The sequence below is a fragment of the Stenotrophomonas sp. 99219_Sma genome, from assembly GCF_056480785.1.
In genome coordinates this window covers 2,797,664-2,814,001 of the sequence record NZ_CM151117.1, presented here as the reverse complement: position 1 = coordinate 2,814,001, position 16,338 = coordinate 2,797,664, and the positions used below count along the sequence as shown (strand labels likewise).

General features: G+C 66.3%; 14 protein-coding genes and 7 tRNA genes. 9 read left to right on the top strand and 12 right to left on the bottom strand.

Features of this window, described 5'->3' with window-relative positions; translation table 11 throughout:
• The first annotated feature begins 27 nt into the window (after positions 1-27).
• The 3 genes from ACZK13_RS12900 to ACZK13_RS12890 all read left to right on the top strand — a co-directional run bounded on the left by ACZK13_RS12900 (position 28) and on the right by ACZK13_RS12890 (position 5,105).
• On the top strand, positions 28-2,415 hold the full coding sequence (locus ACZK13_RS12900; protein ID WP_253145320.1) for a Tex family protein: 2,388 nt from the start codon (positions 28-30) through the stop codon (positions 2,413-2,415).
• 207 nt (positions 2,416-2,622) lie between these two features.
• On the top strand, positions 2,623-4,812 hold the full coding sequence (locus ACZK13_RS12895) for a PAS domain S-box protein (protein WP_253145318.1): 2,190 nt from the start codon (positions 2,623-2,625) through the stop codon (positions 4,810-4,812).
• A 62-nt stretch (positions 4,813-4,874) separates the two neighbouring features.
• The gene (locus ACZK13_RS12890) at positions 4,875-5,105 is read left to right on the top strand and encodes a hypothetical protein (RefSeq protein WP_049400551.1); all 231 of its coding nucleotides are present in this window, start codon (positions 4,875-4,877) and stop codon (positions 5,103-5,105) included.
• A gap of 39 nt (positions 5,106-5,144) precedes the next feature.
• Here the strand turns inward: ACZK13_RS12890 and ACZK13_RS12885 are convergent, their stop codons facing one another.
• The gene (locus ACZK13_RS12885) at positions 5,145-6,233 is read right to left on the bottom strand and encodes a DUF5694 domain-containing protein (RefSeq protein ID WP_121503560.1); all 1,089 of its coding nucleotides are present in this window, start codon (positions 6,231-6,233) and stop codon (positions 5,145-5,147) included.
• 95 nt (positions 6,234-6,328) lie between these two features.
• Between ACZK13_RS12885 and ACZK13_RS12880 the strand changes: the two genes are divergently transcribed.
• Both ACZK13_RS12880 and ACZK13_RS12875 read left to right on the top strand, forming a co-directional pair.
• Complete coding sequence (locus ACZK13_RS12880; RefSeq protein ID WP_229655231.1) at positions 6,329-6,931, top strand: GNAT family N-acetyltransferase; 603 nt, start codon at positions 6,329-6,331, stop codon at positions 6,929-6,931.
• Positions 6,932-7,186: 255 nt separating this feature from the next.
• Positions 7,187-9,013 (top strand): methyl-accepting chemotaxis protein, encoded by a 1,827-nt coding sequence (locus ACZK13_RS12875; RefSeq protein ID WP_253145316.1) that lies wholly within the window; start codon positions 7,187-7,189, stop codon positions 9,011-9,013.
• On the opposite strand, the gene ACZK13_RS12870 is transcribed toward ACZK13_RS12875, so the two are convergent.
• The 3 genes from ACZK13_RS12870 to ACZK13_RS12860 form a co-directional block, all read right to left on the bottom strand.
• On the bottom strand, positions 9,010-10,446 hold the full coding sequence (locus ACZK13_RS12870) for a GGDEF domain-containing protein (protein WP_197616933.1): 1,437 nt from the start codon (positions 10,444-10,446) through the stop codon (positions 9,010-9,012). The two genes, ACZK13_RS12875 and ACZK13_RS12870, sit on opposite strands and share 4 nt — an antisense overlap.
• Positions 10,447-10,561: 115 nt before the next feature.
• On the bottom strand, positions 10,562-11,104 hold the full coding sequence (locus ACZK13_RS12865; RefSeq protein WP_032129386.1) for a GNAT family N-acetyltransferase: 543 nt from the start codon (positions 11,102-11,104) through the stop codon (positions 10,562-10,564).
• Positions 11,105-11,174: 70 nt separating this feature from the next.
• A tRNA-Leu gene (locus ACZK13_RS12860) sits at positions 11,175-11,260 on the bottom strand.
• Positions 11,261-11,392: 132 nt separating this feature from the next.
• Here ACZK13_RS12860 and ACZK13_RS12855 point away from each other — a divergent pair.
• A complete protein-coding gene (locus ACZK13_RS12855) occupies positions 11,393-11,773 on the top strand; it encodes a response regulator (RefSeq protein WP_032129385.1) in 381 nt (126 codons plus the stop codon).
• Between the two features lie 69 nt (positions 11,774-11,842).
• Positions 11,843-12,040, top strand: coding sequence for a hypothetical protein (locus tag ACZK13_RS12850; protein WP_010484956.1), 198 nt, complete (start codon positions 11,843-11,845; stop codon positions 12,038-12,040).
• Between the two features lie 45 nt (positions 12,041-12,085).
• Here ACZK13_RS12850 and ACZK13_RS12845 read toward each other — a convergent pair whose 3' ends face one another.
• Entirely contained in the window at positions 12,086-13,042 is a 957-nt protein-coding gene (locus ACZK13_RS12845; RefSeq protein WP_253145314.1) for an SOS response-associated peptidase family protein, read from the bottom strand.
• A 77-nt stretch (positions 13,043-13,119) separates the two neighbouring features.
• Between ACZK13_RS12845 and ACZK13_RS12840 the strand changes: the two genes are divergently transcribed.
• Positions 13,120-13,536, top strand: coding sequence for a GNAT family N-acetyltransferase (locus tag ACZK13_RS12840; RefSeq protein WP_010484960.1), 417 nt, complete (start codon positions 13,120-13,122; stop codon positions 13,534-13,536).
• A 165-nt stretch (positions 13,537-13,701) separates the two neighbouring features.
• Here the strand turns inward: ACZK13_RS12840 and ACZK13_RS12835 are convergent.
• The 7 genes from ACZK13_RS12835 to ACZK13_RS12805 form a co-directional block, all read right to left on the bottom strand.
• A tRNA-Glu gene (locus tag ACZK13_RS12835) sits at positions 13,702-13,777 on the bottom strand.
• A gap of 47 nt (positions 13,778-13,824) precedes the next feature.
• Positions 13,825-13,900: transfer RNA gene (locus ACZK13_RS12830), tRNA-Ala, on the bottom strand.
• Between the two features lie 46 nt (positions 13,901-13,946).
• Positions 13,947-14,022, bottom strand: a tRNA-Glu gene (locus tag ACZK13_RS12825).
• 49 nt (positions 14,023-14,071) lie between these two features.
• Positions 14,072-14,147, bottom strand: a tRNA-Ala gene (locus ACZK13_RS12820).
• 184 nt (positions 14,148-14,331) lie between these two features.
• Positions 14,332-14,407: transfer RNA gene (locus ACZK13_RS12815), tRNA-Glu, on the bottom strand.
• 54 nt (positions 14,408-14,461) lie between these two features.
• Positions 14,462-14,537: transfer RNA gene (locus ACZK13_RS12810), tRNA-Ala, on the bottom strand.
• 89 nt (positions 14,538-14,626) lie between these two features.
• Entirely contained in the window at positions 14,627-15,040 is a 414-nt protein-coding gene (locus ACZK13_RS12805) for a heavy metal-responsive transcriptional regulator (RefSeq protein WP_253145312.1), read from the bottom strand.
• Between the two features lie 186 nt (positions 15,041-15,226).
• Between ACZK13_RS12805 and ACZK13_RS12800 the strand changes: the two genes are divergently transcribed.
• Positions 15,227-16,294 (top strand): GlxA family transcriptional regulator, encoded by a 1,068-nt coding sequence (locus ACZK13_RS12800; RefSeq protein WP_032129381.1) that lies wholly within the window; start codon positions 15,227-15,229, stop codon positions 16,292-16,294.
• The last annotated feature ends 44 nt before the right edge of the window (positions 16,295-16,338 follow it).

The following is a 16,338-nucleotide window of genomic DNA, read 5'->3' as shown; positions in this document are numbered from 1 at the left end:
CCCGTAACGCGGCACAGACCTGAAGCAATGCACGACGCCAAGAACGCCCAGAGCGCGCTCGCCCAGCAGATCGCCCAGACCATCGCCGACGAGATCGGTGCCCAGTCCGCCCAGGTACGTGCCGCCGTCGGCCTGCTCGACGAGGGCGCCAGCGTTCCGTTCATCGCGCGCTACCGCAAGGAAGTGACCGGGGGCCTGGACGACACCCAGCTGCGCAACCTGGAAGTGCGCCTGACCTACCTGCGCGAACTGGAAGACCGTCGCGCGGCGGTGCTGGCCAGCATCGGTGAGCAGGGCAAGCTCAGCGACGAACTGCGCAACGACATCCTGGCCGCCGACACCAAGAGCCGGCTGGAAGACCTGTACCTGCCGTACAAGCCCAAGCGCCGTACCCGCGCCCAGATCGCCCGCGAGGCCGGTCTGGAACCGCTGGCTGATGGCCTGCTGGCCGACCCGACGCAGGACCCTCAGGTCTTCGCGGCTTCCTTCGTCGACACCGACAAGGGCGTGGCCGACACCAAGGCTGCGCTGGAAGGTGCACGCGCGATCCTGATGGAGCGCTGGGGCGAAGATGCCGCGCTGGTCGGTGAGCTGCGCACCTGGCTGGGCGAGACCGGCGTGATCCGTGCCCGCGTGGCCGAGGGCAAGGAAACCGAAGGCGCCAAGTACCGTGACTATTTCGAACACGCCGAGGCACTGGCGAAGATTCCCTCGCACCGCTTGCTGGCGCTGTTCCGTGCGCGCCGCGAGGAGATCCTGTTCCTGGAGCTGGACCCGGGCAACGAGGCCGAGGCCGGCCACCAGTACGCCGAAGGACGCGTGGCGCGCAAGGCCGGCATCGCCGATCAGGGCCGCGCCGCCGACCGCTGGCTGCTGGATGCCTGCCGCCTGACCTGGCGTGCCAAGCTGCACACCCATCTGCTGCTGGACCTGTTCAACCAGGCACGCGAAAAGGCCGAGGCCGAAGCCATCGCAGTGTTCGGCGACAACCTGAAGGACCTGCTGCTGGCCGCGCCGGCGGGCCCGAAGACCGTACTCGGGCTGGATCCGGGCATCCGCACCGGCTGCAAGATTGCCGTGGTCGATGCCACCGGCAAGCTGGTCGCCACCGACACCATCTACCCGCACGAGCCGCGCCGCCAGTGGGACCAGTCGCTGCAGACGATCAAGCAGCTGTGCGCCAAGCACAACGTGGAACTGATCGCGATCGGCAACGGCACCGCCAGCCGCGAAACCGACAAGCTGGCCGGCGAAGCGATCAAGGCTGCCGCCAACCCGAAGCTGCAGAAGGTGGTGGTCAGCGAGGCGGGCGCGTCGGTGTACTCGGCGTCCGAGTTCGCGGCCAAGGAATTCCCGGGGCTGGACGTGTCGCTGCGTGGCGCGGTGTCCATCGCGCGCCGCCTGCAGGATCCGCTGGCCGAACTGGTCAAGATCGAACCCAAGGCGATCGGTGTCGGCCAGTACCAGCACGACGTGGACCAGTACCGCCTGGCACGGGCGCTGGATGCGCGGGTCGAGGACTGCGTGAATGCCGTGGGCGTGTACGTGAACACCGCTTCGGCCGCGCTGCTGTCGCGCGTGTCCGGCCTGTCGTCCACGGTGGCCGAGAACATCGTGCGCCATCGTGACGACAATGGCCCGTTCAAGCGTCGCAAGGACCTGCTGAAGGTCGCGCGCCTGGGCGAGAAGACCTTCGAGCAGTGCGCCGGCTTCCTGCGTATCGCCGATGGTGACCAGCCGCTGGACGCCTCGGCGGTGCACCCCGAAGCCTACCCGGTGGTCGAGCGCATCGTGGCCAGCACCGCGCGCCCGATCAAGGCGCTGATCGGTGATGGCAGCTTCCTGCGCGGCCTGAAGGCAGAACAGTTCACCGACGACACCTTCGGCGTGCCGACCGTGCGCGACATCCTGAAGGAACTGGAAAAGCCGGGCCGTGACCCGCGTCCGGAGTTCAAGGCGGCGCGCTTCGCCGAGGGCGTCGAGGACATCAAGGACCTGCGCGAGGGCATGGTGCTGGAAGGCGTGGTCAGCAACGTCGCGGCCTTCGGCGCCTTTGTCGATATCGGCGTGCACCAGGACGGCCTGATCCACATTTCGGCGCTCTCCGATACGTTCGTGAAGGACCCGCGCGACGTGGTCAAGGCCGGCGATATCGTCAAGGTGAAGGTGCTGGAGGTGGACGTGGCGCGCAAGCGCATCGCCCTGACCCGGCGCCTGGACGATACCCCGGGCCAGGCCACCAGCCGCCCGGGCCAGCGCGATGACCGCGGCCAGGGGCAGGGGCCGCGCCGCGACGCAGGCGGCCAGAACCGCGGGCCAAACCGGGGCCAGGGCAATGGCGGCCGTCCCGCTCAGTCCGCGCCCCCGGCCAACAACGCCCTGGCGGAGGCCTTCGCCCGCGCCAAGCGCAGTTGAGGACCGTGTCCCCCGTCACGCTTGATTCGTGGCGGGGGACTTGTCGATTTTCCCCGTGATTGCGCACACTTGCGCCTGAGGGGGGCGTTTGGCCTCCCCGCTGTCGCTGGGGAGGGCCATGACGCCAGCAGGACCCGTTGTCTTCGTTGAGGGCTGCAGCGTTGTGCTGCGGCTGCTGCCCGCCTGTGCGGGCCGGGGACCGGATTGATGGCGGGCCAGGGAAACAACGGCAACGGGCTGCTCGAGCGGCGCCTGCAGGAACTGGCAGAGGAGCGCCGGCGCCTGGCCATGATCATCGACGGCACCGCTGCCGGTACCTGGGAATGGAACGTGCAGACCGGCGAAATGCGGGTCAATGCGCGCTGGGCGGAGATTGTCGGCTATCGGCTGGAAGAACTGGAGCCGGTGTGCCAGAAGACGTTCCTGACGCTGGTCCATCCCGACGATATCGCCCTGTCCGACGCGGCGCTCGAGGACCATTTCGAAGGCCGCAGCGACAACTATGTCTGCCTGTTGCGCATGCGCCACAAGAACGGCCAGTGGATGTGGATCCACGACCGTGGCCGCGTGTTCGAATGGGACGGGCAGGGACGACCGCTGTGGATGGCCGGTGCGCACGCCGACGTGACCGAGCTGCAGCAGGCGCGGCAGGATGCGGCCGAGAGCCGGCAGCGATTGCAGGCCGTGGTCGACGCGTCCGATGAGGTGGCGGTGATCGCGACCGATACCGAAGGCACCATCACCCTGTTCAATACCGGCGCGGAACGCCTGCTGGGTTACAGCGCGGAAGAAGTGGTCGGCCAGCGGCGACTGGGTGATTTCCACGATCCGGACGAGCTGGCGGCCTGGCTGCGTCCGCTGGCGGCTGCGGACGGAAGCCTGCCGGGCGCGTTTGAAGCACTCAGCGCCCGCGCCGATGAGCAGACCTATTCACGGCAGTGGACACTGCGGCGCAAGGATGGCCAGCCACGCCAGGTGCGCTTGTCGATCAGCCGCATGGATGGTGCCGGCGGCGCGCGGATCGGCTATGTCGGCATGTCCATCGACATCACCGAGATCCTGCAGGCGCGCGCCGAAGCACGCCTGTCGGCAGAGAAATTCGCCGGTGCGTTCACGTCGGCGGCGCTGGGCATGGCGCTGGTGTCGCTGGAAGGACGCTGGCTGGACGTCAATGACGCACTGTGCCGGATCCTGGGCTACCCCCGCGAAGAACTGCTGCAGGTTGATTTCCAGCGCCTGACCCACCCCGATGACCTGCAGACCGACCTGGCCCTGGTGCAGGATCTGCTGGCCGGGCGGCGCAGCCACTACCACCTGGAAAAGCGCTATCTCGATCGCGACGGCAAGGTGATCTGGGCGCGGCTGTCGGTGTCGCTGGTGCGCACCGAGCACGGTGAACCGCTGCATTTCGTGTCGCAGATCCAGGACATCAGCGCCCAGCGCAGCAGCGAGCAGCGCCTGTTCGAGAGCGAGCAGCGCAGCCGTATCACGCTTGATGCGGTTGCCGACCTGGTGCTCAGTGTCAGCCTGGATGGCCGTATCGACTACGCCAATGCCGCCGCAGTACGCACCCTGGCGGGTGATGGCGCGCTGTCGCTGGCCGGGCACAAGGTGCAGGACGTGCTGGCACTGACCACCGAATATGCGCCCGGCTCGGTACTGGATGTGTCGGTCCTGCTGGACCCGGAAAGCAATGCGGTGGACCTGCACGCCGATCTTCTGCTGCGCCTGGGCACGGCCACGATCCCGGTCGACCTGACCCGTGCCTGGCTGCGCGATGATGAAGGTCGTGTACGCGGTGCAGTGTGGGTACTGCGTGATGACACCCAGCAGCGCGCGCGCCAGCGCGAAGCGCGCCATCTGGCCGAGATCGATCCGCTCACCGAGCTGAGCAACCGTCGCGGTTTCGAGGTGCATCTGCAGCAGGCGATCACCCGCGTCGAGCGAACTGGCCAGGCCGCGTCGTTGATGTACATCGACCTGGACCGCTTCAAGCCGGTCAACGACACCTGGGGCCATCTGGCTGGCGATGCCGTGCTGTGGGCGGTGGCCAGCGTGCTGCGCCACGGTGTGCGCGATTCGGACGTAGTGGCGCGTCTGGGCGGCGACGAATTCGCAGTGATCCTGTCTGGCTGCACGCCGCGTCGTGCCGCGCGCATCGGCGGTGAACTGCTGCACACCCTGGCGTCGCTGTCGATTCCGTGGGACCGGGACCGCCTGCATGTGGGTGCCAGCATCGGTATCGCGCCATTGGCGGGTGGGATGAGCGTGGACCAGGCCGTGGCAGCGGCTGATGCCCAGTGTTACCGGGCCAAGGCAATGGGTCGCAACAACGTACAGGTGCAGGGCGAGGCCAGTGAGCTGCCCGGCGATGATTCCGAAGCCGCCGAGGGCTGATCTCAGCCTGTGAGAGGGCGTGCGCGAATACTGCGCGCACATCCACTCATGCAGGTGATCCCATGAAGGTCTGGAACCCGGTTGCGATGCGGGCCTACGCCCCGGCGATGGTTGGCTGGTGCCTCGCGCTGGCCGCCTGCCTGCGTGCGGAACAGCTGCGCGGCGACCTTCACGCGCAGGCCCTGCTGCCGGTACTGCAGGGCGGCGCGGTCGCCCTGCTGGTGTTCACGCTGTCCTGTATCGGTGCCGCCAGCATCGTGCTGTGGCGGACGGGCAGGAACGCGGTGGAGTGATGCGGTGGATGGTCACCGCATCCTCCACGTCATGTTGCGTCAGCGCAGTACTTCATCCGAACTGACCAGCTGCACGTCGTGCATCAGATCGAGGTAAGCCTCGTAGTAGCCCTTGTGCGAGGCACCGACGATCGTCAGCATGCGGGTGCCTGGATGCTGGCCCAGGATGTCGCGCATGTTGGCGACCATGCGCAGGTTGCGGGTTTCCCAGTAGCCCACGTAGTTGCGGCCGAAGCCTTCCGGCGAGGGCTCGACGAGGGTCGCGCCGAAATCGCTGTTGAAGGCCACCATCGCGGCCTCGGGTGTGTTGTAGGCGCGATACATTGCGAGCAATCCATCCGGTTGAGCAAGATTGGCCTCCAGTCGTTCATCGGCCGCCCTGCGCGCTTTGACGAAGGAATTGTCCCAGGCACCGCGTATGGCGGCAGCGTAGGCCTTCTGCTGCGATTCCGGTGTTGGCGAATCTGCAGTGTGGTCGTCGACCGACCACAGGCGCTCCAGCCCCAGGCGTGCCGCAAGTACGCCGGCCACCAGTCCGGCCTCGTTGCGGCGGGCCATGCGCGTGTCGAGGAACTGCACCAGTTCCGGTGTCAGGCTGTCCGAAGCACGTCGCTCTTCCCTGGACAGCCGCAGCCATTGGACGACTGCCGAGCTGCTTTCGCCCGCGGCCAGGAACACGGCGGCCAATCGGCGCCGCTGGGCAGCGGTTGGCGCCTTCGGCCAATCCGCAAGCAGGCGTTCCATCTCCACGTTGGCGCTGGGCACGTCCAGGCCGGTGGCGGCCTGCGCCGGTGCCGGATCGACGCAGTAGTCCGCTACGCTCTCCGCGTATCGGGCCGGATTGCGGCGCATGAAGTCACACTGCAGGCCGGACAGGTTCTCCACCGCGATCGCGGTGGGCCGCCAGGCTTCCAGGCGCTGCAGCAGAGGTTCCAGCATCGCCGGCGTGAAGGTCTCCGGCAGGCTGGACAGGTGCGGGCTGCCCAGCACCAGCACTTCGTTCGGGCGTCCTGCGGGTGGTCCCTTCAGCTGGTCGGGGTGGAAGGCGGGTCGATAGGCGGCGTCGTTGGCCAGCGCGCTGCTGCTGCACAGGGCCAGGAAGAGAAGGCTGGCAAAGCGAGGGAACATGCGATCTCCATGTCGATAAGCATCCTGCGGGACCTTCATGCTGGTCATTTTCTCCTGCTGGGGAATCCCGCATTGGTCATGTAAACCTTTCTGCCTTGAGCTGCATCCTTCTGCTGAGCGATGCTGTACGCAATGCCCAGGCGATGCAGAAGATGACATTGGACGACTGGACCATCGACAGTCCGCGGCTGCACCTCCGGCCATTCACGCCCGGTGACGCCGACGAGGCATTTGTGGCAATCACACCCGGGCTGACCCGCTATATGGCGTTTGAGCCGCCCCCCTCGAAGGAGGCGTTTGCTGCCGTCTGGCGGACGTGGCTGCTTACCATCGCCGACGGGACCGACATCACGTTGGTGATCCGCAGGCGCGGGGATGGGGTATTCCTGGGTCTGGCAGGCCTGCATCGAGCCCGTGAAGCAGAACCCGAACTGGGCATCTGGATCGCAGAAGTGATGCATGGGCACGGCTATGGCCGCGAGGCAGTGGCGGCGGTGTGGTCGGCGGCCTCTGGGCGCCTTCGCTGTGCTGCGTTCCGCTACCCGGTGGCGGAACGGAACCGGTCCAGCCGTGCATTGGCTGAGTCCCTTGGTGGGCAGGCAGTGGCACGTGAGCAGGGCGTGAAGTACACGGCAATCGTCTACCGCATTCCCGCTGCAATGCACAGAGTTGCGACGGACGTCGCGGAATCCCGCTAAAGCGGCCGACGGCGTCGCCGATACTCCCTCTGGATCCCGCTCCAGTCACCCGCCGCAGGACCCCAGGCTGCCCCCGACGGGCGGTCCGCGCAGTGTGTTCCGCCGCTTCCAGATGCCGATCGCACCCGCAGCAGACGTTCTTGGCAGTCGCTCGAGAGGTGCCCGTTGGCACCTGTAGTCCCTGGCAACTGATGTTGCCGCCGGGCATCCCGCCCGTCGGGTCACAACCGCTTACCGGACACCGAGGATCAGACAATGCTCATTCCAGGCTTCACGGCAGGCGCGCAGGCGCCGGCCGAGCTGCATACCCGTTGGTCGCCGTGGCGTGCGCTGCTTGGCGTGCTGGCGCCGCAGCAACGCACCAGCACAGAGGCGGCGATGACCGACCGCACCGAGCTGGAAGCGCAGGTGGCCGCGCTGCATCGCGTGCAGGCCGTCATCGAGTTCGCGCTCGACGGCACCATCCTGCGGGCCAATGACAATTTCCTGCAGGCGATGGGTTACCGGCTGGAGGAGATCCAGGGCAAGCATCACTCCCTGTTCGTCGACCCCGAGCAGGCGCGCAGCGCGGAATACCGCGACTTCTGGGTGCGCCTGGGGCGTGGCGAATATGACGCCGGACAGTACCGCCGCTTCGGCAAAGGTCAGCGCGAGATCTGGATCCAGGCTTCGTACAACCCGGTGCTGGACCGCCAGGGGCGGCCGTACAAGGTGGTCAAGTTCGCGACCGACATCACCGCGCAGAAGCTGCAGGCGGCCGACTCGGCGGGGCAACTGGCCGCGATCGCCAAATCGCAGGCGGTGATCGAGTTCAGCATGGATGGCCGCATCCTGTCGGCCAATGGCAATTTCCTGGCCGCTACCGGCTACAGCCTGGACGAAGTGCGCGGGCAGCACCATTCGTTGTTTGTCGAGCCTGAGCATCGCAGCAGCGTCGAGTATCGCCAGTTCTGGGAGAAGCTCGGGCGCGGCGAATATGACGCCGGCCAGTATCGGCGCCTGGGCAAGGGCGGGCGCGAGGTCTGGATTCAGGCATCCTACAACCCGATCCTGGACCTCAATGGCAAGCCGTTCAAGGTCGTCAAGTACGCCACCGACATCACCGCGCAGGTGCACGAGAACCAGGCCATGCAGCGCGCCGTGGCGCAGACCCGCGAGGTGGTGGCTGCCGCCAAGCAGGGCGATCTGACCCAGCGCGTGGCCACCGCCGACAAGAACGGGTCGATCGCCGAACTGTGCGAAGGCGTGAATTCGCTGGTCGAGGCGATGGCCGCGATCATCGGCCAGATCAAGTTCGCCGCGGACACCATCGCAGTCGGCGCGACCGAAATCGCACAGGGCAACAGCGACCTCTCGCAGCGTACCGAGCAGCAGGCGGCCTCGCTGGAGGAAACCGCTGTGTCGATGAAAGGCCTGGCCGAGACCGTGCAGCGCACGGCCACCAACGCGCGCCAGGCCAGCCAGCTGGCCGGCGGAGCGGCCGACGTCGCCGCACGAGGCGGCACTGTGGTGCATGAGGTGGTCGAGACGATGGCGGTGATCAATGCCTCGTCGCGGCGCATCGTCGACATCATCGGAGTGATCGACGGCATCGCCTTCCAGACCAACATTCTCGCGCTGAACGCAGCGGTGGAGGCTGCGCGTGCCGGTGAACATGGCCGCGGCTTTGCCGTGGTTGCCACTGAGATCCGCGAGCTGTCGCAGCGTTCGGCCAGCGCAGCCAAGGAGATCAAGCACCTGATCGATGAGTCGGTTGCCAATGTGGGCGCCGGCACGGCGCAGGTTGAGAGCGCGGGCCGTACCATGGATGAAATCGTGACCAACGTGCGCCGGGTCAGTGACCTGATGACTGAAATCAGCACGGCCTCGCAGCAGCAGAGCGACGATATCCAGCAGATGAATCATGCGGTCGACCTGATCGATCAGGGCACCCAGCAGAACGCGGCCCTGGTCGAGGAGGCGTCGGCGGCGGCGCGCAGCATGGAAGAGCAGTCGGCGCAGCTGCTGCAGACCGTGGCCAGCTTCCGCGTGCAGGGCGGGGCCGGGCACCGGCACGGAACAGCGGGGCTGCACGCGGTCTAGGCACGGCGACCGGACGGGTCTTCCTTGCTATCGGCGTCGCCGCGTACGCAGTTGCGACCGGCATGTTTGGCGCGATACAGGGCCTGGTCGGCGCGTTCGACCAGGTCGCGCGGATCGCGGTCTTCGCCGGGTGCCTGCCAGGCCACGCCGATGCTGATGGTGACGGTGGCCTCGGGGGCGGGCAGGGCTGCGGCTTCGACCGAAGCGCGCAGCCGTTCGCCCAGGCCCAGTGCGTGGGCGGCATCGGGCGAGGGCAGGGCGGCGATGAACTCTTCGCCGCCATAGCGCGCCAGCAGATCGTCACCTCGTTGCAGGCAGCCATCAAGAATGGCGGCGACCGACTGCAGGCGACGATCGCCCTCCGGATGGCCATAGGTGTCATTGAGCCGTTTGAAGTGGTCGATGTCGATCATCAGTACCGCCAGCCCGAGTCCCTGGCGGCGTGCGCGGCCACGGGCATTGCCAAGAGATTCGTCGAAGCTGCGGCGGTTGCCCAGCCCAGTCAGCGGATCGCGCCGCGCCAGCGTTTCCAGCTCATCGCGCTGGCGCTGGATCTCCACCTGGCTCAGCACGCTGCGCAGGGCATAACCGAGCATGGCACCAATGAAGCCCACCGTGGCCAGGGTGGGCTGCAGGCGCGCGACCAGCAGCGCCACCATCATCAGCAGCAAGGGCAGCATCAACGGCACGCCGGCGTCGACGATGCGGCGCAGGCTGCGCGATACCTCCACCGCCGGATAGCGGCGCTTGCTGGCGGCCATGACGGCCAGCACCACGAACAGTCCGCTGATCAGCAGGTCCCCCCAGTTGCCGTCAGGCAGCTGCGGCTGGTAGGTGTTGATGTAGAACGCCAGCAGGAAATAGCCCAGCGCGTAGATCGCAAGTGTCCGGAAGAAATCGCGGCGGTCGGGATTGTCCTCGGCCAGGAAGCGGATCAGCGCGAAGCAGAACACCAGGCTGTTCTGTAGGTTGCTCATGGCGTTCAGGCACTGCGTCCACAATGCGGCGTTGAAATGCGCCATCGCCCGCGTGTGCCCGAAGTACAACAACCACAGCAGCGCGATGATCAGCAGGTCCACCGCGCGGATGCAGCGGTTGCCGCCGCCCGGGCTGGCGGCTACGTAGGTCAGGGGGATGCGGTAGAACACGTACAGGATCAGCGAAGACACGGTCATCTGCGCAGGATCGAGGCCGGCCACATTGCGGTACAGCAGGGCGAGCAGGGCCAGCGAGAACAGGCCCACGGCAGCGCCCAGCGTCCGCCATTTGCAGGCCGCCTGGCGGCTGTCACGCGCACGCCGCACGCAGGCCAGTGCAGCCAGCAACGGCGCAGTGATCAGCATCAGGTAGGAGCCGACCGGGTCCTGCGGGCCAACAAAGGCAATGACGAGCGCGTGCGTGACCAGAAAAAACAGTGCCGCACGCAACGTCATGCATTCCCCCGCCCCCAGCTCCGGCTGGGATCACGATAGGCAGAAGCACGTGTGGCTTGCAAGAAAAGTGTGCGCTGCGTCTATTCCAAAGCTTGCCGGAAGTCGCAGTTGTGTTTCAGCATGGTGACGCGGAGCCTTCGACGCGGGCGTACATCCAGAAGTCACGGGGCTGTCCTCGAACCCGCCGGTAAGCGCGCAGCAGGCCTTCGCGCTGCATGCCGAGGCGTTCCAGCACGGCGATCGAGCGGGCGTTGCTGTCCAGGACAGTCGCCTGGATTCGGACCAGAGCGAGTGCGGCATGGCCCCATTCGAGCACCGCGCGTGCTGCGTGCGTGGCCAGTCCCTGACCCTGCCAGCGCGGATCGAGATCATAGGCAAGTTCGCCGCGGCCATGCGACAGGTCGATTCCGTTCAGGCCAACGGTGCCGATCAGCTGGCTGTCGGCGCCCACCAGCGCCCAGCGCTGGTCCGTTGCCGTGGGCAGGTAACCGGCGATCTGGCAGCGCAGTGCTCTTTCGGAAACGTCGCCCCAGCTGGTGTGCTCGGTCACGCCCGGCAGCGAGAGATAGCCGGCCCAGGCGGCAGCATCATCCACGTGCAGTGGACGCAGCCGTGCGGGCAGGGTGGCGGGGAGCGTGGGCAGGGCGGGCGTTGGCATCGTCGCCAGTGTCGGCGCTCCGGTCCTGAAAATGCAAAAGGCCAGGTCGGGGACCTGGCCTTTGATGCAGTGGTGCCGGTGAAAGGACTCGAACCTTCATGGGGTCACCCCCGGCTGATTTTGAGTCAGCTGCGTATACCATTCCGCCACACCGGCAGGCAGCGTGCGAGTGTAACCGAGGTCGGCACGGCTTTCATAGTGGGGAGGCCGATCGGGGCGCGTCCTGTCGGCTTCGGCCCTGTCATGGCTATACTGCGGCGGCTTGAATGCCTCCAGGAGCGGTAGCCGATGACAGTGTTGCAGGACCTGAGGGTGCTGGTGGTCGAGAACGACGAGATGAGTGCCGCACTGCTGCAGATGCAGCTGGTGCATGCCGGTGCGACGGTGGTGGGGCTGGCCGCGAGCGTGGCTGAAGCGCTGCGCCTGCTGCAGGCGTCGACCCCGGACGTGGCCCTGCTCGATTACCGCCTGGCCCGCAATGAGACCAGCGAGCCGGTGGCTGCGGCACTGTCGGCGCGCGGAGTGCCGTTCGTGCTGGCCACCGGGATGCAGGCCGAGCAGCTGCCCGAGCCGATGCTGGCCGGCGTGCTGCTGGTCAAGCCCTATCTCTCGGCAGATCTGAGCCAAGCGCTGGTACGCGCAGTGGGCCGCGCCAGCGCCAGCGCCTGATTGGCGCGTGCTGAAGCGGTGGGCGTATCCTGCCCGGGCCTGAATGCTCAGGCCTACAAGGAGAGTGGCATGAAGAAGTGGATCAAGCGCATGGTTGCTGCGGGTGTCCTTTCGATGGCGGTCTTCGGTGGTACGGCCTCTGCCGCGTGGTGTGGCCAGCCCTGTTTCCAGCTCTACAAGAGCTGCATCGCGCGGGGTGGAGAGGTCGAACAATGCCTGCAGGAACAGGCCTTCTGCGAAGAGGCGATGTGCGGCGGCAATCCCTGATCCATGAACCCCGCCCAGGCGGGGTTTTTCATCTGTGCGCGGTGTTCAGCCCGCTTCTTCGTATACGTAGCGGATCTCCTCGCGGTCGTCGAGGATGCGGTACTGCCGCGCCAGGTCATCCGGATCGGGATTGAGCCAGGGATCGAGGTGTTCCTTGCGGATGGGAACGACGCCGCGGTCATGGCCCGCAGCGGCGACGTCGTGCGGAGGCGTGTCGGTGATCGTGGCAAATGACAGGAGGCGACCTTCCGGTCCTTCCCATTCCGCCCACAGGCAGGCCAGCAGCAGGTCGCGCGGGGGATCGGGCCGGAACTCCAGCACCACGTCCTGATCCTTCTCATCGGCACCCAGCGTACGGCCGGCGATGGCATGGCGTGGCACGTGCTCATAGAACGCCTGCACCACCACCACGCCGTGGCGCAGCCCGAACGCACCGCGCCAATAGCCTTCCAGGCTGTCGCGCCGCGCGTTGTAGGTGCCCGGATACAGCACGTCGTTGCGCGCAGGCTTGTCCGGCAGCCGGCACTGGTAGCGCATCGGCTTGATCACGCGTTTGCCGCTCTCGCTGACCATCACCGGTGCGTAGGTACCGGGGAAAATACGGTTGTCGCGCGGCAGCAGCTGCACCCGGTGCAGATCTTCCAGCCGAGCCTGCGCACGATCGATGCGGTTGCCGGCCACGCGCAGGTCGTTGCGTGCCTTCTGGGTGGGGCGGGTCGCCAGCGTGGCATTGGCAATATCGCGTCGCTCGCGCTGGCGGGCCAGCTCCGCTTCCAGATCCTGGCGTTCCTGCGCATGCCACTGCTGGATTTTCGCGACGATGTCGCGGCCCTGCTCGGTGCGCGCGCCAGCGAAGCCGTCATCCATCGCCTTGGGAGTTCTGGGGCGCTTCTTGCCAGGATCGTGCGCGTACAGCTCCGCGAATTCTTCCAGCGACAGGATGGCGCCGAACTCGCGCACCAGCTTGGCGTAGTCGGCGCGGATGAGGGCGGAATAGCACATGGGAACTCTGCGGGCGTGGGTCGCAGCAGCTGCGACATGGATGAGGCAGGATAGCCCGACCTACAGGGAGATAGCGCATGAATGATTCCGTCGCCTGCCAGTTCCGCGACGCCGTGCCCACGGTCGAAGACTATTGCCAGCTGCGTGTGCTGGCGGGCCTCAGTGCCAAGAGCCAGGAGGCGGCGGCACGCGCGCTGCCCAATACCCTGTATGGCGTGTGTGCCTACCAGGGTAACGAGCTGGTGGCGATGGGGCGCATCGTCGGCGATGGGGGCTGCCACCTGCAGGTCTGCGATATCGCTGTGTTGCCGCGCCTGCAGGGGCAGGGCCTGGGCAAGGAAGTGATGCGTCGCCTGGAGGGCTGGATGCAGGCGAACCTGCCGCCGTCGGCATACGTCAGCCTTCTGGCGGATGGTGAAGCGCACCGGTTGTACGCGCAGTTTGGTTTCGCACCCACCGCACCTGCATCGATCGGGATGTATCGCCGGTTCTGAGGTGTGGCCGAGTTGAAGCCATCCACGCATGGCGTGGATCTACTGGGCCAACCGGCCGCCGGATCCATCCCGGCCCTGCAGTAGATCCGCGCCATGCGTGGATAGGGCCTTCCCAGGAATCACAGGCAAAGAAAAACCCCGGCCGAAGCCGGGGTTTTAAAGAATTGGCGTCCCCACGGGGATTCGAACCCCGGTCGCCACCGTGAAAGGGTGATGTCCTAGGCCTCTAGACGATGGGGACGCACGAAAACTTCAAGTTGTAGATCCTTCGACGGCCTAATGTCGAAGTGGTGGAGCCAAGCGGGATCGAACCGCTGACCTCCTGCATGCCATGCAGGCGCTCTCCCAGCTGAGCTATGGCCCCAATAAAACTCCGGATGATCTGCCGGGAGCAGAGTCCGTTTTGAAACTGGCGTCCCCACGGGGATTCGAACCCCGGTCGCCACCGTGAAAGGGTGATGTCCTAGGCCTCTAGACGATGGGGACGCACGAAAAACTTCAAGTTGTAGAACTTTCGACGGCCTAATGTCGAAAGTGGTGGAGCCAAGCGGGATCGAACCGCTGACCTCCTGCATGCCATGCAGGCGCTCTCCCAGCTGAGCTATGGCCCCGTGTTACCGAGCCGCCTATCATACCTGCGTGTTCACGTTTGTGGAAGCTTTTTTTGAGCTTTTTTCGTTCCGGTTCAACCGCGACCACGAGGGCAGGGGAACCGCAACGCCACAACCTGAATGCCGGTAGGCGGTGAACAAAAAAGACCCGGTTATCGGCCGGGTCCTCGTTGTTCGTGATGAGTGGCGTCCCCACGGGGATTCGAACCCCGGTCGCCACCGTGAAAGGGTGATGTCCTAGGCCTCTAGACGATGGGGACGCAATTCTCATCAATGTTCTTTAGCGACCTTTCGACGGCCTAATGCCGAAAGATTGGTGGAGCCAAGCGGGATCGAACCGCTGACCTCCTGCATGCCATGCAGGCGCTCTCCCAGCTGAGCTATGGCCCCACGTCGCTGAGGAGCGAAATAATAGCCTTGCCCCAGGGGGTTGGCAAGCATTTGTTGCACTTTTCTTCACGTGCGTTGCGAAGCCGATGTCAGTCGCCTTTCGGCTGTGCAGCGTCGTCGGTCAGTGCCGCCAGGATCGGGCACTGGTCCAGCGCGCCGTGACCTGGGCAGGCGTCGACCAGCAGCGAAAGTGCAGTGTGCATGCGTTGCAGCTCCGCCATCCGCTGTGCGATGTCCTGCAGGCGCGCCTGCGCGGTGTCGCGCACGCTGCCCATGTCCTGCGAGTGGCGATCGCTCAATGCGAGCAACTCGCCGATCTCTTCAAGGCTGAAGCCCAGCGCCTTGGCGCGGCGGATGAATCGCAGCCGGCGCAGGTCCTGCTCGCCGAAGATGCGGTAGCCACCCGCCGAGCGGGCCGCAGTCGGCAGCAGCTGCTGTCGTTCGTAGTAGCGCACCGTATCGATCGGTACGCCCGCCTGGCGGGCCAGTTGTCCAATGTTCATGGCGGATTCCTGCAGGGGCTGCCGACCATTGTGAAGCCTGGAGTCTGGTCGAGAGTCAAGGCTTGGCCCGGGTGCGGGCATTCAGCGCACTTTGCAACTTTCTTCATAGCCCCGCCGATGGACCAGTTCCTACCCTTCGCCTGAACCGGCCGTTCGATGGCCTGCAACGAACCGAGGAGGTGGTCTGTGGAAGGATTCAGGAACGAAGGATTCGTCGAGATCGCGGTGGTTGAATACCCGGGAGGTGATCCGTCTGCCGCCTCCGTACTGGCCGAAATGGCGCACGTTGCCAATCGCTTGGCCCAGCAGCAGCGTCGGCCGTTCAAGCGGGTGCTGGTCACCCGCTGGATCGTGCCGGCCAGCCAGACCGGGGTGCATCGTATTGCGGGTGCGGAAATGCTCGATGCGGCAATCCCGGCTGTGATCGCGGTTCCCGGCCAGATCAGTGCCGGCGCGTGCCTGCGCGCGGACGAGGTCCTGCTGGACTGGCTGCGCGCGCACTATGACGGCGGCAGTCTGCTGGCCGCCGCCAGTGATGGCGTCAGCGTGCTGGCACGCGCCGGGTTGCTGGCCGGGCGTACGGTCAGTGGCCCTGATCTCGGGCGCCATCCAGGCCTGCAGGCGCAGGCCGCGAGCTGGGTGCCGAGCGAGCGGGCGCTGGTGGATGACGGTGACCTGCTGACGGTCGGCGGGGCCCAGGCCTGGCGCTTCCTTGGCCTGCGATTGTTGTACCGGCTGCACGGGCAGGGCGTGGCCAGTGCGGTCGCACAGCAACTGGGCATCACCGTGCCCGCCACGATCCAGCAGGACCTGGAGCGCTTCAGCGCCAACTTCGCACATGGCGATCGTGATGTGCTGAAGGCACAGCGCTGGCTGCACACCACGGCGGCACGCGGCGCCACCCTTGCCGCGATCTGCGAGGTCTCCGGGCTGGAGCCGCGCACACTGCAGCGGCGGTTTCTCAAGGCCACCGGCCTGCGGCCGATCGAATACTGCCAACGGCTGCGCATCGCCAAGGCGCAGACCCTGCTGCAGCAGGGGGCGGGTATCGATGAGGTGGCGTGGGGTGTCGGCTACGCTGATCAAAGTGCTTTCCGCCGGTTGTTCCTGCGCATCGTTGGCATGACGCCGGCCAACTATCGGCGTCACGTCAGCAGCAAGCGTCGCGAGCGGCCCTTGATGCCGTCGGTGGCAGGCAGCCTGCGCGGGCTGCAATCGCCGTCGGTGATGCAACTGGGGCGCAGCGCGGCCTGATGTCGGCGGCATCGTCGCGCTTGCAACCGGAGCGCGACACTTCG